This window comes from Hydrogenophaga sp. IBVHS1, from assembly GCF_002127265.1.
Taxonomy (GTDB): Bacteria; Pseudomonadota; Gammaproteobacteria; order Burkholderiales; family Burkholderiaceae_C; genus Hydrogenophaga.
On the sequence record NZ_NFUU01000001.1, the window covers coordinates 3039589 to 3053054 of the forward strand.

A 13466-nucleotide genomic window follows, 5' to 3' on the forward strand; every position below is an offset into this window, starting at 1 on the left:
CTACGTCCTACGCGAACTACTCCAATCAGCGGTAGTCTTCATTGGCGCCCGGCGTTCTTCTCCATGGCGGAGATACGGCATGACTGTCGGCCGCAACCACCACAACAAGGTGGAGACAAGAAGATCGCGCCATGACACTACCTGAAAGCGAGTCACAGTCGTAGAGCCGAACAGCGCAGAAGGTGTTCCACTTGACGTCGCTGGGTCGCGCTGATCCTGCCGATCATGTGAATGTCGCGAACGGTTCAGCTCAGCTGAAGCAGCGAATTTCGCTTGGTCCTGGGGCCTGTTTGTAAAGCCGCACATAAGAATTGACAACCTACCGATAGGTAGTACAATGACGCGTTACAAAAATCGTCAATAGAACACTCAATGAAAATCTACGACATCAAAGGCTTTCCAAACCCACTGCGAGTCCGCATCGCTCTGGCAGAAAAGGATGCAACGGACAAGGTTGAATTCGTCCCAGTGGATGTGATGAGCGGCGAGCACCGCTGCGATGCTTTCAAAGCGAAAAATCCGGATGCTACCGTGCCCCTGCTGGAGCTTGACGACGGCACCTGTATCGCCCAGTGCAACGCCATCACTGAATATATCGATGGCGTTTTCGATGGTCCTTCCCTAACCGGCGCAACCCCAAAGGAGCGTGCCCGCATCACGATGATGAATCTGCGGGCAGAAAACGGTTTGATGAACGCGGTCGGCGCCTATTTCCATCACGCTACTCTCGGCCTTGGTCCGGATCTGGAGACCTGGCAATGCGCCGAATGGGGCAACAAGCAGAGGGAAGTTGCTAGCGCTACCATGGCCTATCTGGATAGCGTTCTGTCGGAAAATGAGTTTCTCGCAGGCGACAACTTCTCTATCGCTGACATCACTGCCTTTGCGGGTCTGGCGTTTGCGGATTTCGCCAAGGTTGAAATCCCCGAGTCCCTGGTCAATCTCCATGCTTGGCGTGCAAAGGTTGCAGCCCGTCCTTCGATTGCCGGATAATGCGCGATCTCCGGGTTGTAGGGGTCAAAGGAGTGGGTTTCATGGAGATCAACGCAGATTTTTCCAAGCGTGTTGTGGTGCATTCGCGCGAGTTGGAATGGCGACCCTCGCCCATGAAGGGGGTAGAGCGGCGCATGCTGGACCGAATTGGGGGCGAAGTTGCCCGCGCCACGACCATCGTGCGGTATGCGCCGGACAGCAAGTTCTCGGCACATACCCATATGGGGGGCGAGGAGTTCATCGTGCTCGATGGAGTGTTTCAAGACGAGCACGGTGATTTTCCTGTCGGCACCTATGTGCGCAACCCCCCAACGACGTCCCATACGCCAGGCTCTGACGAGGGATGCACGATCTTTGTGAAATTATGGCAATTCGACATGGCGGATCGCACACAGTTTCGCAAGGACATGGAAGCCGAACTGGGCACCCCGGTGGATGGCATTGCCAGCGCAATGCTATATGAGGACCATCGTGAGACCGTCACTTACAGCAGGCTTGAGGCGGGCGCAACTCTGAAGTCTGAGGTGTCCGGCGGGATAGAGCTGCTGGTGATAAACGGCGCTCTCACCGTGGAAGGCGAGATACTGGGAAAGCACACTTGGCTGCGCCTGCCCGAAGGCCAAAGCTTGTCCGCGATGGCGACGGGCGATGGCGCGAAAATCTGGATGAAGACAGGACACCTGCCATTTGCCAAAGCACCCGCTGCTTAGCCATGGCTACGGCAGATTCCCCGGCAGAGCTTACAGCACCACCGCTACCGACCCGCGGGTGTCTATCGTGACGACTGTGTGGCCAACAAAGACGAATCGGTTGTCCTTCGCTGGCGAGGTGTCTTGAGCGATGCTGACCGATACCCTGATCATCGGTGGTGGCCTGTCCGGGCTGGCCTTGGCTGCAAAGCTTGCTGCACAAGGCCGCGATTTCCTTTTGGTCGAGGCGCGTGACCGCTTGGGCGGTCGCATCCTGACCGTGCGCGAGGGTGCCGCTCATTTTGATCTGGGTCCCACGTGGTTTTGGCCAGGACAACCCAGGATCGCAGCGCTCACCGAACGCTTAGGGCTGTCCCGGTTCGATCAGTTCTGTCAGGGCGATGTGATCTTCGAGAATGAGCAGGGCCGTGTTCATCGTGGACGAGGGTATGCCTCAATGCAGGGGGCCTGGCGGCTGGAGGGGGGGTTGGGCGCCTTGATCGCGGCCCTTGAGAATGAGGTTCCGGCGCAACGACGCCGTGTTTCGACAACGATCCGTATGCTAACCCGGGCAGCACCGGGGATCATCGCAACGTCTGAGGATGGCGTGAGCATCCAGGCACGGCGGGTGGTTCTGGCCCTGCCCCCGCGCATGGCCGTAAGAATGTCCTTTACGCCGACGCTGCCAATCGCTGCGTTGACAGAGCTGGAGGGAATCGCAACCTGGATGGCAGGCCATGCCAAGGCCGTGGCTGTCTATGATCGGCCTTTTTGGCTTGAGGCTGGCCTTTCCGGTGATGCCATGAGTCGTCATGGTCCGGTGGTCGAAATCCATGATGCCAGCCCGGCCTCAGGCGGGCCTTATGCCCTTTTCGGGTTCATCGGCGTGCCGCCCAGGGCGCGATCCGACCAACAGGCCCTGCGCCGACAGATACAGGCCCAGTTGATCCGTCTGTTCGGACCAGAAGCCGCCACACCAAGTATTCTGTGTCTCAAGGACTGGGCTTATGACCGCTTGACAGCGACCGAACTGGACGCACAGGCGCCACATGTCAACTCGCAATACGGTTTGCCCCGCGTTCTCAATGGACTTTGGGATGGCGATTTGATCCTTGCCGGGACCGAGGTGGCGCCTAAATTCGGAGGATACCTTGAGGGGGCGCTGGAAGCATCGGAGCTGGCGCTGGCAAACCTAGGACACATAGAAAGGTGAAATGACAACGAACAGAGACACCAGAGTCGCCCTGATGGATTTTGCTGAACACGCAGCCCGGTCACGGGGTTTCGACGGCTTCAGCTATGGCGATATGGCAGAGGCGATCGGCATTCGAAAAGCGTCGATCCACCACCATTTTCCGACCAAGGCCAATCTTTCCGAAGCATTGATCGAGCGATATCAGACCAACCTGCAGCATCGCCTGGCCGAGATCGAAGCAACCCACGCCACCGCCGGTGCACGCCTCAAGGCCCTGATTGCCCTGTACCGAGCAGCCCTGGATGATGGCCGCACCGTTTGTCTGTGCGTTGCCTTTTCAACCAGCCGGGAAAGCTTGTCTGAAGTGGTCATCGCCAAAGTCAGCGCCGTCCGCGCAATGATCCTGCAATGGATCACTGCGACGTTCGAACTCGGCCAAAGGGACGGGTCCATATCGGCAATCCTTGATCCGGCATACGAGGCGCCCGCGACCCTGGCCATGCTGGAAGGTGCCCATCTCGCAGCGCGTACTGAAGAGGACCTTGTTGCGTTTGACGTCGCAACCCGACTGCTGAACGCCCGTTGTCAGTAGCTTTGGTCCAGTTCGTGCGCTTTTATTGGGCTACTCGCCCTCTTCCTTTAATTCTGACGTCTCCCCCGAATTCCGGACTTTTCAAAACTAGAGGCACGGTTGCTTTCCGGCAAGCCCGAAGGGGCGCAAGGAGAAGCAATGAAGAGGTCGAGATTTATCGCCTACATGGACATGGGCCAACGGCACGTCTTCCTCCTGCCCGTCGGGCTGGATGCGCCGCGCGGTCTTGGGCGCCAGCCCCAGCAGCGAGCGAATGGCCGCCGAGGTTTGCGCACGCGCCTTGAGTTCCAGCAGCTGGCCCAGCAAGGTGAGCGAGATGATCACCGCCGCCGCCTCGAAGTACACCGACACGCGCCCCATCGAAACGAACGAATCGGGAAACACCTGGGGCGCCACCGTGGCCACCACGCTGTAGACAAACGCCGAACCCGTGCCCAGGCTGATGAGGATCCACATGTTGGGGCTGCGGTTCAGCACCGACTGTGCGCCCCGCACAAAAAACGGCCAGCCGGCCCACAGCACGATGGGCACGGTGAGCACGAGTTCGATCCAGCTCTGGGTCGCCATCTCGAACCAGCCGAAGCTGTGGCCGAACATCGCCAACACGGCCACCACCACCGTGAGCGGCAGGGTCCACCAGAAGCGGCGCTGGAAATCCAGCAGTTCGGGGTTCTCGGCCTCGTCCAGCGCCGGCATGACCGGCTCCAGCGACATACCGCATTTTGGACAGTTGCCCGGGTGGTCCTGGCGGATCTCCGGGTGCATCGGACAGGTGTAGACCGTGCCCTCCAGCGGAGATGTCACAGGTAGAGAGGCCGGCGCACCCGGGCCTCCAGCGTGACGGTGTTCGTGATGACGATGTGACTCCATGGCATGGCTCCAATCTTCAGGCTGGCTTTGCCAAGCCCGTGGTGGGGTCAACTGCAGCAGCAACCGCCCTTGGGCGCAGCTGGCGGTGGCGGACTGTCGGTTGCCTGACCCGACGGGGCGCCATTTGTGACCACCTCGCTTTCGTAGCGCCTTGCCGCCAATGCAGAAATCAGCTGCGATGGCGCCACGTTCGCCTCAGCTGTGACCCTCACACGGCCAGCTCGCAGATCCACTGCGACGTCTTGCACACCGTCGATTGGAGCCAGGGCCGTCGTGACGCGCTGGACGCAGGCACCGCAGGTCATGCCCTGCACATCGAGATCGATGATGTTCATCGTGATCTCCTTCACTTGCCGGCGGGCGGCATGGTTCCATCCGGCATGCGCTGCATCATCATTTCCATCATGGTCTGCATCAGGTCCATGCGCATCTCCATCATCTGATGGTGCTTGGACATGTCCATGGGCATGTCCTTCATGCCCGCCATTCCCGGCATGCCCGCCTTGCCGTGCATGCTGCCCATCCCCTTCATGTCCTTCATGCCTTTCATCATGGCCATGCCTTCGTGCATGGTTTTCATGTGCTCGGCCATCAAGGCCTGGCGCTCTGCTGGCGTCTTGGCATTCATCATCTTGTCGCGCATGGCCTGCATGTCTTTCATGTGGTCGTGCATGGCTGACGGCGCCCCAGACGGTGCCACAGCTGCTAGATGCGCAGCGTGTTGATCTGCATTGGCCGCCGACATGGGACCCGCTGCCGGGGCGTTGGGGTTCGCGCAAGCGGTCAGCAAGACGGCGGTCGAAAGCGTGAGAAGGGTGTGGATGGTTTTCATGATGGTGTTCTTGAAGGAATGGGGGAGCCGCCGCAGGCGGCAACAAAGGGGATGCCAGACAGGAGATGGGACGCCATCTGGGTGACCCAGAGAGCAAGAGCGCTCTTCGCAATGGGCTGCGAAGCGGTCTACAAGGTCAAACGATGGGGTCGCGCAGCGATGGGCGAAGCCATGTGCGGGGGTCTGGTGGCGTGTACCCGCAGCTGAACTGCGGTGGGTGTGGCCATGGTTGGCGCCCCAGTCCGCGAAAGCACGCCCACCCAACCCGAACTGCCGTCGGCGAGGGGCTGATCGACTTTGGTGATGGCCAGCGGTGCTTCATCACAGAACCTCAAGCATCCCGCATCAACAGGGTCGCTTTGTGCGCGGTGATGGCCTTGTGCAACCGATTCATGGTGTGGTGACACCGTTGAAGAATCGTGACCGCCGTGGTCAGGCTCGCTCAAGAGGCAGGCATTGGCCACCCCGGCGCCCAATGCAAACAGCCACACCGCCAGGATGATCCTGGTGGCATGGCGCAGCGAGCGGCGGTGAATGTGCATCTTGGTCAGACGAACTGTGGAAACAATTCAAGGCTAAACATGTGGGCTCAAGCCGTCTTGATGCAAATCAAGAAAGCTGGCCGGAAGACGGTCCCCGACCAATAAAGTGTGCGGCGGCGCAGCACGATGGTCGGTTCGCCACCGAACAGACTGGAAGGCTGGCACTGGCCACACCGGTGCAGTACTGGCTGGACGCGCGCCTCTACCGCGCGGGCTGGAATGCCGTGCGAGCAGGTGCCGGCAACATGGACCTGTTGGTGGCCCAGGGTACCAGCGCCGGATACGGCCTGAGCGTCTATCTGCTGTTCAAGCACGCGGAGCACGGCACGCCGCACCCGTACTTCGAAGCCGCAGCGGTGATCGTCACACTGGTTCTGCTGGGCAAATGGCTCAAGTCGCGCGCCAAGCGCCATACCACCGCCGTCATCGCGGCGCTCAACACCCTCAAGCCCAAGGTGGCACGCGCACGTATGCCCTATGGCAACGTGGATATTGCGATTTCGCAGGTAAAGATCGGGGGCATCGTGGTGGTGCGCCCGGGAGAGCGTATTCCGGTCGACGGTGTAGTCACCATCGGCTCCAGCCGGGTGGACGAATCGCTGATCACAGGCGAGAGTCTGCCGGTGGCCAAGCACGCGGGCGACAAGGTCACCGGCGGCGCCGTCAATGCCCGGGTACTGCTGCGGGTGGAAACCACTGCGGTGGGCGCGGAGTCCACGCTCTCGCGCGCATCGTTCGTATGGTCGAGTCGGCGCAGGCCGAGAAAGCCCCGCTACAGCGTAGCGTTGACCGCGTGAGTGCCGTCCTTGTTCCGGTGGTGCTGTTGATCGCGTGTCCGCGTGCCGTGGGCCGTGGACCTTGCGACGCCCACAGGCAGCATGGCCGGCACCGGGGTGGCCGTTCGCCAAGGCATCCTGATCAAGGATGCCGAAACTCTGGAGGTCGCGCACTATGTCGACACCGTCGCGATCGACAAGACGGGCACGCTCACCGAAGGCAAGTCGACGTTGGTCACGGCGCTGGCAGCGCCCGGTCATGAAGATAGGCTGCTGTCCTGGAGCGCCGCTATCCAGGCCGGCAGTGAACACCCGCTGGCGCGCGCCGTAATGAACGCCGCCGAAGAAGCTGGTCTAGTGTTGCTCTCCTCTGCCAAAGTAAACGACATTCCCTGGCGCGGCATGTCGACCGAGGTGCAGGGTCGCGCATAGGCGCAGCATGCTGGATAGATAACCAGAAAACGCACACCAGGGCCGTGACCTTACCGTGCCGACCAAGAGGTCATACGGCAAATTCCTTGGTTCGGACGGGCCAAGCCCGGAAGCACGAGCGGTGGCCGAAACGCTCATTCCAAAACCAACCGCTTGAAAAAACGTCTTTGACTGCGGAAATTTGTCTGCCAACGTCCGCATCCACGGAAAAACATCTACTCAGACGCGGGCGTCGATGTATGCCGCAAAGTGCTCGCCTACGACGGACTCCACCCTGGCAAGTTGCTCATCGGTCAGGCCTTCCGCCAGTTTACGCTTGCGTTTGGACAGCGTGCCGTTGCCCTGAACGATGACATCGATGAGGGTATTCAGCTGGGACTGGCGCATGTCCAGCCAGGCTTCCAAGTCCTTGACCGTGTTGTCGTGAGCGCGCAGGTAGATCACCTCGGAAAGCAGATCCTCTTCAACGCACAGCTTGCAGCATTCCAGGATGAATTCGCACAGGTCGGTTGCGTCGAAGTAAGCGTACAGCCACTGCGGCTGTGGTGACTTGACCAGGATCGTTGCGCTATCGCCGTCCAGCATGTATTCCAGCAGATCCGTGCGTGGGCGTGAATAGCTCTTCAACAGCTTCGAGTAGCGCTCAAGCTGGCTCAGCATGCGGGCCGACAAAGGCAGCACGACGCCCCCGGGGGTGAAACCGGCCTGGCGAAGCACGTGGTGGAGCAAGAACCGGTGCAGTCGCCCGTTGCCGTCAAAGAAGGGGTGCACAAACACAAGTCCGAACGAGGCGCAAGCGGCCGCGACAACGGGATCGAGTTCGCCGTTGGACGCGGCTGTTGCCAGTGCGGCAACGTCATCCATCATGGGGTCGACCAATTCGACGGGCGGAGGGATGAAGTCTGCGATGTTGCGCATGCGGCCTGGACGGGACAACCAGTTCTGCTTGGGGCGGTACTGGTACTCCGCTGCGTGGTCGCTGACGATCTGGTTCTGCCAGGCACACAGTTGCTCTTCCGTGAGTGGGCCGGGTTCGCCGGCGGACTCCAGCAGCTTGCGAAACCGGCCCGCGCGATGGCTGTCGGGGATTTCGTTTTCGATGTTGTAGGTCGAACGAGTCTCGGACAGGTAGAGGTAGTCCACCGCGCGCGCCAGCATCTCGGGTTCGATGCTGCTCATGGCGGTTTTCACCTTCTCAGCAAGTTCCTCCTCCAGCAAGGCAGTAAGTCGAGGCGTTCGACGAACGAGCGGGCTGTACGCGCGACCACCAAGCACGTTGTTGATGATGCCGAACTTGGCGTCCAGCACCTTGGGTCCGCAAATATGGTGCGTCGGGTCGAGCAGGAAAATTCGCGGGTTGCCGGCGGGCATGTCGTAGTCCAGCTTGTGCTCAGAGAGCCATTCCACAAGGTGGCCAGCCATTCGAGAGTAACGCGAGCTGGGCATGGCGTGCAGCCATTCCTGCACGCCGTCACGAGCCTCTTCATGTTCAAAGAGCGCCCCCAGCACCGTCAGGTTCAAGTGCTCTCGCTTGAGCGCAAAGGTGAGTTGGCCCGCATAGGACTCGGGATCGCTCAGGCGCCTCAAAGGCAACTCGATGCGCTCGCTGCCGTCTGGGGTGAAGGTGTGCTTTTCCAGCGTCTGCTCGGTCGCCACAAAAATCCGCTGCAGAGGCGGCACGCGCAAACTGAAACGTCGGATTAACGACTCGTAACCCAAGTACAGGCGAGGATTGGGATGCGGCATGGGTTTTGTGTGTTGGAGCGACCGGCAGGACGTTGCAATCGCCAAAACATCTTTGCAACTGGAAAAACATCTACATATTATCAATCGCTCGGCAAAACGTCTACAGTCGCCGGCCAACGTTCCACTGAGAGGCCGCACTTGTGGCGCTCAACAGACCGGCTGCGTTGTCGAGACCAGCACATGGATCGAGCAACTCATGCCATGCCAGAAAAAGGCGCCTCCCCTGCCGCCATAAACTCCACGTACTGCGCGAATGGCGCAGCGTCCTATTTACCCAACCGTGGAGTCACAAAACAATGGCCACTGCAAAGAAGGCAGCCCCCAAGGCAGCCGCGAAAAAGACCGTCACCAAACAGGTGAGCGTGCTCAAGCCGATCAAGGAAACTTTCAACAAGACCACGCTGGTCGCCCACCTGGTGCAAGCCTCCGGTGCCGAGCCCAAAACGGTCAAGGCCGTGCTCGGCTCACTGGAGGCGGCCATCCTCGCGTCTTTGTCAAAGAAGGGCGCGGGCGAGTTCACTTGGCCAGGCGTCTTCAAAGTCGCTGCCACCCACGTGCCTGCCAAGAAGGCCCGCAAGGGAATTGACCCATTCACCAAGGTCGAGCGCATGTTTGCCGCCAAGCCCGCATCGGTCAAGGTCAAGGCTCGCTTCTTCAAGAAGGTCAAGGACGCCGCTCTGTAATCGGCGCTGATCTCGTGCAAAGGGGGCTATCGTGCCCTCTTTCTCTTTTCGAGCAGTCTGCGGCCAGCCTCGCCGTGTACCAAGCTTCGTTTGCGGGCCGTCTCGGACTCAGCCCTTTTCAATTTCCGCCTGGACCAGCTGTACATACATATCCACCAGAGCACTGGCCTGAAGTTGCAACTGCAGGCGTTCGTCGACGTTGTCGGGCTTGTGAAATCGGCCGTAGGCGACCGAGCCCTTCATGAAATGGCCCTCCGTGTCACCGCGGGCGCAGAAGCTGCGTCGAAGGCAGTCCAACGCGCTCTCCAACGCAGCACGGTGTGCACCCTGTTTGAACTGCGCCGCGAACGCGCGAGCGCCCTCCTCCAAGTCGCTGCCGTACTGCAAAACGTGGATGAGATCCCCCACGTCCTTGTTCGCGCCGCGCTGGTCGAACGAGATGGCCTTGAGCACAACAAATGCCAGCTGGTTGGCGTAGTGAATGCGCTCCACGGCAACGCCCTTGCCGTCCAGCAGTTGCGCTTTCACCTCTTTCGTTTCATAGAGGGTTTGCGCAATCGACATGTGAGGGATGGCCATCGCCGAAATCGATTCCGCACCCAGCGAGCGAAGCCGCGCGGGTTCGTCGCCAGTCGCATCGCACAGAAACTCCACGCGCACCGGCACGCCCCGCTCTGTCTTGGCCTCCCACTGCCATGAGGATACACCGCCCTGCTCCCTTTTCATCTTCGAAAACCCACGTTCTTTGAGGCGGGTCGAGATAGGGGTGTAGTCCTCGCCGGCGGCGATCACGGCGAGGTCGATCACCAGATCAAGGTCAGAGGTGCCCGCGTGCGCTGGCACCTCGGGCGGGCTCTCCGGGGTGAGATACCTGGGCACCAGTCCACCGACCAACCGTACCGTGTCCTTCAGGCTGCCCATGCACCCGAGTACGGTGACCAGCGCCTGTTCACAAGCCTCGGTGACTTCAAGTGAATAGCCCGACGCGCTTTCTGGCTTGGAGTCAGACATCGCGTGCACCTCCAGCGAGAAGTTGCCTCTTCACTTGGCCTGCCAGTTCCCCACTGCGCCCGCCTGCGTTTGCCAGTTCCAAGTATTGGACAACCGGGCTGGCAAACCATCCCGGTCGATCAGCCAGGTGGAGGCGATGCTGCAGAGCGAAATCTTCGCACTCGTGGAGAGTGACGTTAAAGCCTCTGTCGGCGCGCTTGAGTCCCAGATGCTCGGCAATAGCCGAGGTCGCCCCTATCGGCACGATCAAGTCATAGCCGCTGACGGCGGTGAGAAGTTGCGCAATGCTGTTCGCAGCATACTGTCCAGTGAAGGCCCAGTCATGGTGATGTCCTTCTCCCATACGTTTGGCCAGCATCTCCCCAAGGGAGGCCGGGTTCTGGGTGAAGGCGAACCAGCGGGGCTTGCTGACCTTTCTGCTCTCCCAGTCCTTCGCCCATGTGTCCAGAAGGACCTCTGGATCCGTTAGCTGGCGGCGCACACTGCGCCCGTTTCCTTCGCTCTGGACCATGCCGCGCTTCTCCAACTCGCGCATGAGCACAGAGACCGTATTTGGGCTGGCACCTGACGCCTGCGCGAGGTCGGAGCCTGTGCGCCAAGCGTCCCAGTGCAGCAGCAGGGCGTGCAGCACTTTTTCGCGCTCGGGCGTAAAAAGAGAGCCTACGTCCCGCCAACTGGGCTTCAGGGGGGGGCGGTCGATGAGCAGTTGGCGCGCGCCCAACCGAATGGAGAGGCTGCCGCTGCCGTCGAAGTAGCCGATACCGGCGGACTCCAGCGATTTTCGGGCCCCTTCGCTGAGCGATTCCGCCCAGACCATGACCTGGTTGATGCGCGGGTCAGCGCCAGCGAAGTCAGCGAGTTGCCTTCGCGCCACCTCGATATCCCGCGGAAAGGCGTGTCGCTTGAATTCAACCAGGACATGGTTCTGCTCGCCGTCGATGGTGATCGCCAGACCAAGGTCACCGCGGCGCCCGTCGCGCAGCCTGGGTTCGTGCTCGACCTCCATGCTCTGAACCGGGAATCGTTCACTGAGTGCTGTGCGGAAGTGATCGAGGAGCTTTTCGGTGGCGTGGCGTTCCTGAAGCATGGAGCAACCTCCCTGATGATGTGCTGTACAGCGTATTAATGCGTTCGGAAATATGATACGCTGAAAACACTCAATACGCTGTACAGCATATGAATGGCGCCGCAAGCCAGAGCGCGAGGAGGAAGCGTTCAAACACGCACGCTGCCATGCCTCATGCGCGGAGCCGCCTACAACCGCCCAACAACGATCAACTCGCGTCTAACGGCACACCCGAATTCCATAACGCGCTCTGCAACACCTGCAGCAGCCGATTGGTCCCTGGTTTGACGAGTCGTTGCGAGCCTCGCTTGCTCAGTTGACCGATGCCAGAATGGAACAGCGCGACACAGAAGTGATGGGGATGTTGCGCTGACGCGTAGACCATGCCATCCAGCGCCAGGGCTCTGCACTCAGCGGCCAGTTCCTGTGTTTGCGCTACGCGAAGCGACTGCAGCACCGGGTACGGCTCGGCCAGCCCGCGCAGGTCGGCCAAACGCATGGAGCCTGTTGTGACGAACTCAACCAGGCATCTGCGGCGCAGTTCCGAGAGGGTTCTGCTCACCGTCTCGCGCCTGAGCAGCGATTCGTACAGTGCCGTCTCCGGACTATCGGCCAAGTAGGCAACCGGTTCGTTTGACAAACAAAATCTGCCATGCATCAAGCCAACGGGCGGCATGGACAACCCATTCATTCGCAAGCTGTTGACTCTAGGCCGGATCAGCTGGACGCGGTGCAGTACGCAGGGGGACGGGAGTTCAATAACGGGTAGGTTCAGGTCTTTGAATTTCATGGGCAGTCAAGCTCAATGCCCTTCTGCTGTTGCCAGGTCAACGATGCGCCGGCCAGGCACGCCCTGCTCCAGGGCGATGCGTGGCGCCAGTCCGTCCAGTGCCTCGTGCGGCGTTTCCAGAAACGACAGCATCTGCCACCCATCTGTGGTGCCCAAGGCTTCAGACAGCGCCTGAATCACTGGGAAGACGTAGGGCTCAAACTGCCATTTCGGGATCTTGAAGCCTCGCCGCAAATGCGTCACTCCAATGCAGCGGCCACTCTTGATCCAAGCGTTGATCGTCACACGGGTGGTTCCGCTCAGCTCAGCTGCTTCTTCAGTCGTGATCATGTCCGAGGCATTGATGCGTTGGCGACGGTACTCGGCACCACGGCGCAGCAACCCAGTCGTCTGCGCCTCACTGGCGTAGGGGTCGGCCGTACTGGAGCGACGTGGGTTGAGAGAGTCAAGGGCAACAGAAAAAGGGGAAGTCAATGTGTTCATGGCGATTGAGTCTTGAGCACCCGTTCAAGGTGCGTTGCGCATGTCGGGTTTGCTGCTGCCGAAGAAGCTTTGCACCTTGCACTGACCACGCAGCGAAGTCACACAGAGGGGTCGTTCAAGACCAATCGCTGGATTGACCGCATGTGCGCCGACCTTGGATGGTTTGATTGCGCGCCACAGACCGTGGAGCCAGCCACTGCAGGTGCGCTGGGCGAATGCAATAGCACCGTGCACCGCCATGAACGCCCCCATCATGGCGTGAGCAATTCTGTTGGGCTCGTACTGCATCAGGCCGCCATTGCGGCGAAGGATCTGATATTGAGCAAAAACCCCGGCCAGCCGAGGCAGGCCAGCAACCTCCGTCTAGGTCTCGTCCCAAGTCAACATAAGTTTTCTCCGGTTCACGAGCTGCTCCGTTGCAGCGCATGCCGACATTTTCGGTCACTCCGATTCGTCCGTCAAGTTCGTAAATCTGGTGAGGCAAAGGGCATGGGCGCTGACTTGGATGCCGGTGCGTCGACCAGTTGGAACGCTCACGCCTACAGCTTTGGTTGCCCCGGGCGGGCGGCTGCGGTCCGGGTTAAATCAATATTTACGAACCACGGGTGCCTAACCGTTATTAGATAAACGCAGCTGCTTAACTTGGAAAATGGTCGCATTCAATCTTTTGCGGATACCACGCTCAATATTGACGTGAAGTACTGGCAACCCCTGAGGCGTACCAATCGAGGAAGCGACGCTGAACACGCTCATGGGTGTTCGCGTC

15 protein-coding genes and 1 pseudogene are annotated in these 13466 nt (G+C 60.1%); 7 read left to right on the plus strand and 9 right to left on the minus strand.

Features of this window, described 5'->3' with window-relative positions; genetic code table 11:
- The first annotated feature begins 372 nt into the window (after positions 1-372).
- The 4 genes from CAP37_RS14660 (at position 373) to CAP37_RS14675 (ending at position 3469) form a co-directional block, all read left to right on the plus strand.
- Entirely contained in the window at positions 373-993 is a 621-nt protein-coding gene (locus CAP37_RS14660) for a glutathione S-transferase family protein (protein WP_086124729.1), read from the plus strand.
- A 41-nt stretch (positions 994-1034) separates the two neighbouring features.
- Positions 1035-1703: a cupin domain-containing protein gene (locus tag CAP37_RS14665; protein WP_086125007.1), complete on the plus strand. Its 669-nt coding sequence runs from the start codon at positions 1035-1037 to the stop codon at positions 1701-1703.
- A gap of 130 nt (positions 1704-1833) precedes the next feature.
- Positions 1834-2895, plus strand: coding sequence for an FAD-dependent oxidoreductase (locus CAP37_RS14670; protein WP_086124730.1), 1062 nt, complete (start codon positions 1834-1836; stop codon positions 2893-2895).
- A gap of 34 nt (positions 2896-2929) precedes the next feature.
- A complete protein-coding gene (locus CAP37_RS14675) occupies positions 2930-3469 on the plus strand; it encodes a TetR/AcrR family transcriptional regulator (protein WP_200959415.1) in 540 nt (179 codons plus the stop codon).
- A gap of 147 nt (positions 3470-3616) precedes the next feature.
- Here the strand turns inward: CAP37_RS14675 and CAP37_RS14680 are convergent.
- The 3 genes and pseudogenes from CAP37_RS14680 to CAP37_RS14690 all read right to left on the minus strand — a co-directional run.
- A pseudogene (locus CAP37_RS14680) lies at positions 3617-4339 on the minus strand (heavy metal-binding domain-containing protein); the annotation flags it as partial.
- Positions 4340-4386: 47 nt separating this feature from the next.
- A complete protein-coding gene (locus CAP37_RS14685; RefSeq protein WP_056278500.1) occupies positions 4387-4674 on the minus strand; it encodes a heavy-metal-associated domain-containing protein in 288 nt (95 codons plus the stop codon).
- A gap of 11 nt (positions 4675-4685) precedes the next feature.
- Positions 4686-5171: a hypothetical protein gene (locus tag CAP37_RS14690; protein ID WP_069047374.1), complete on the minus strand. Its 486-nt coding sequence runs from the start codon at positions 5169-5171 to the stop codon at positions 4686-4688.
- Between the two features lie 718 nt (positions 5172-5889).
- Here CAP37_RS14690 and CAP37_RS22055 point away from each other — a divergent pair.
- Entirely contained in the window at positions 5890-6510 is a 621-nt protein-coding gene (locus CAP37_RS22055; RefSeq protein ID WP_256926971.1) for a hypothetical protein, read from the plus strand.
- A 42-nt stretch (positions 6511-6552) separates the two neighbouring features.
- Positions 6553-6921 (plus strand): HAD family hydrolase, encoded by a 369-nt coding sequence (locus CAP37_RS22060; protein ID WP_256926972.1) that lies wholly within the window; start codon positions 6553-6555, stop codon positions 6919-6921.
- A 219-nt stretch (positions 6922-7140) separates the two neighbouring features.
- On the opposite strand, the gene CAP37_RS14705 is transcribed toward CAP37_RS22060, so the two are convergent.
- Positions 7141-8667: a Fic family protein gene (locus CAP37_RS14705; RefSeq protein WP_086124731.1), complete on the minus strand. Its 1527-nt coding sequence runs from the start codon at positions 8665-8667 to the stop codon at positions 7141-7143.
- 296 nt (positions 8668-8963) lie between these two features.
- Here CAP37_RS14705 and CAP37_RS14710 point away from each other — a divergent pair, with 296 nt between their 5' ends.
- The gene (locus CAP37_RS14710) at positions 8964-9350 is read left to right on the plus strand and encodes an HU family DNA-binding protein (RefSeq protein ID WP_056278518.1); all 387 of its coding nucleotides are present in this window, start codon (positions 8964-8966) and stop codon (positions 9348-9350) included.
- A gap of 108 nt (positions 9351-9458) precedes the next feature.
- Here the strand turns inward: CAP37_RS14710 and CAP37_RS14715 are convergent, their stop codons facing one another.
- The 5 genes from CAP37_RS14715 to CAP37_RS14735 form a co-directional block, all read right to left on the minus strand.
- A complete protein-coding gene (locus CAP37_RS14715; protein ID WP_086124732.1) occupies positions 9459-10361 on the minus strand; it encodes a hypothetical protein in 903 nt (300 codons plus the stop codon).
- Entirely contained in the window at positions 10354-11448 is a 1095-nt protein-coding gene (locus tag CAP37_RS14720; protein WP_086124733.1) for a hypothetical protein, read from the minus strand. The genes CAP37_RS14715 and CAP37_RS14720 overlap by 8 nt, the downstream gene beginning before the upstream one ends.
- A 187-nt stretch (positions 11449-11635) precedes the next feature.
- Positions 11636-12217 carry an RES family NAD+ phosphorylase gene (locus CAP37_RS14725; protein ID WP_086124734.1) on the minus strand — a complete coding sequence of 194 codons (582 nt, stop codon included), beginning with the start codon at positions 12215-12217 and terminating at the stop codon, positions 11636-11638.
- A 12-nt stretch (positions 12218-12229) separates the two neighbouring features.
- Positions 12230-12700 (minus strand): hypothetical protein, encoded by a 471-nt coding sequence (locus CAP37_RS14730; protein ID WP_086124735.1) that lies wholly within the window; start codon positions 12698-12700, stop codon positions 12230-12232.
- Positions 12701-12724: 24 nt separating this feature from the next.
- Positions 12725-12988 (minus strand): hypothetical protein, encoded by a 264-nt coding sequence (locus CAP37_RS14735; protein WP_086124736.1) that lies wholly within the window; start codon positions 12986-12988, stop codon positions 12725-12727.
- Positions 12989-13466: the final 478 nt, after the last annotated feature.

Coding starts and splice junctions, on each gene's coding strand:
- CAP37_RS14720 (WP_086124733.1), bottom strand. CDS start 11,448: ATGCTTCAGGAACGCCACGCCACCGAAAAGCTCCTCGATCACTTCCGC.
- CAP37_RS14730 (WP_086124735.1), bottom strand. CDS start 12,700: ATGAACACATTGACTTCCCCTTTTTCTGTTGCCCTTGACTCTCTCAAC.
- CAP37_RS14675 (WP_200959415.1), top strand. CDS start 2,930: ATGGATTTTGCTGAACACGCAGCCCGGTCACGGGGTTTCGACGGCTTC.
- CAP37_RS14735 (WP_086124736.1), bottom strand. CDS start 12,988: ATGCAGTACGAGCCCAACAGAATTGCTCACGCCATGATGGGGGCGTTC.
- CAP37_RS14660 (WP_086124729.1), top strand. CDS start 373: ATGAAAATCTACGACATCAAAGGCTTTCCAAACCCACTGCGAGTCCGC.
- CAP37_RS14665 (WP_086125007.1), top strand. CDS start 1,035: ATGGAGATCAACGCAGATTTTTCCAAGCGTGTTGTGGTGCATTCGCGC.
- CAP37_RS14715 (WP_086124732.1), bottom strand. CDS start 10,361: ATGTCTGACTCCAAGCCAGAAAGCGCGTCGGGCTATTCACTTGAAGTC.
- CAP37_RS14705 (WP_086124731.1), bottom strand. CDS start 8,667: ATGCCGCATCCCAATCCTCGCCTGTACTTGGGTTACGAGTCGTTAATC.
- CAP37_RS14710 (WP_056278518.1), top strand. CDS start 8,964: ATGGCCACTGCAAAGAAGGCAGCCCCCAAGGCAGCCGCGAAAAAGACC.
- CAP37_RS14725 (WP_086124734.1), bottom strand. CDS start 12,217: ATGAAATTCAAAGACCTGAACCTACCCGTTATTGAACTCCCGTCCCCC.
- CAP37_RS14670 (WP_086124730.1), top strand. CDS start 1,834: ATGCTGACCGATACCCTGATCATCGGTGGTGGCCTGTCCGGGCTGGCC.
- CAP37_RS14690 (WP_069047374.1), bottom strand. CDS start 5,171: ATGAAAACCATCCACACCCTTCTCACGCTTTCGACCGCCGTCTTGCTG.
- CAP37_RS14685 (WP_056278500.1), bottom strand. CDS start 4,674: ATGAACATCATCGATCTCGATGTGCAGGGCATGACCTGCGGTGCCTGC.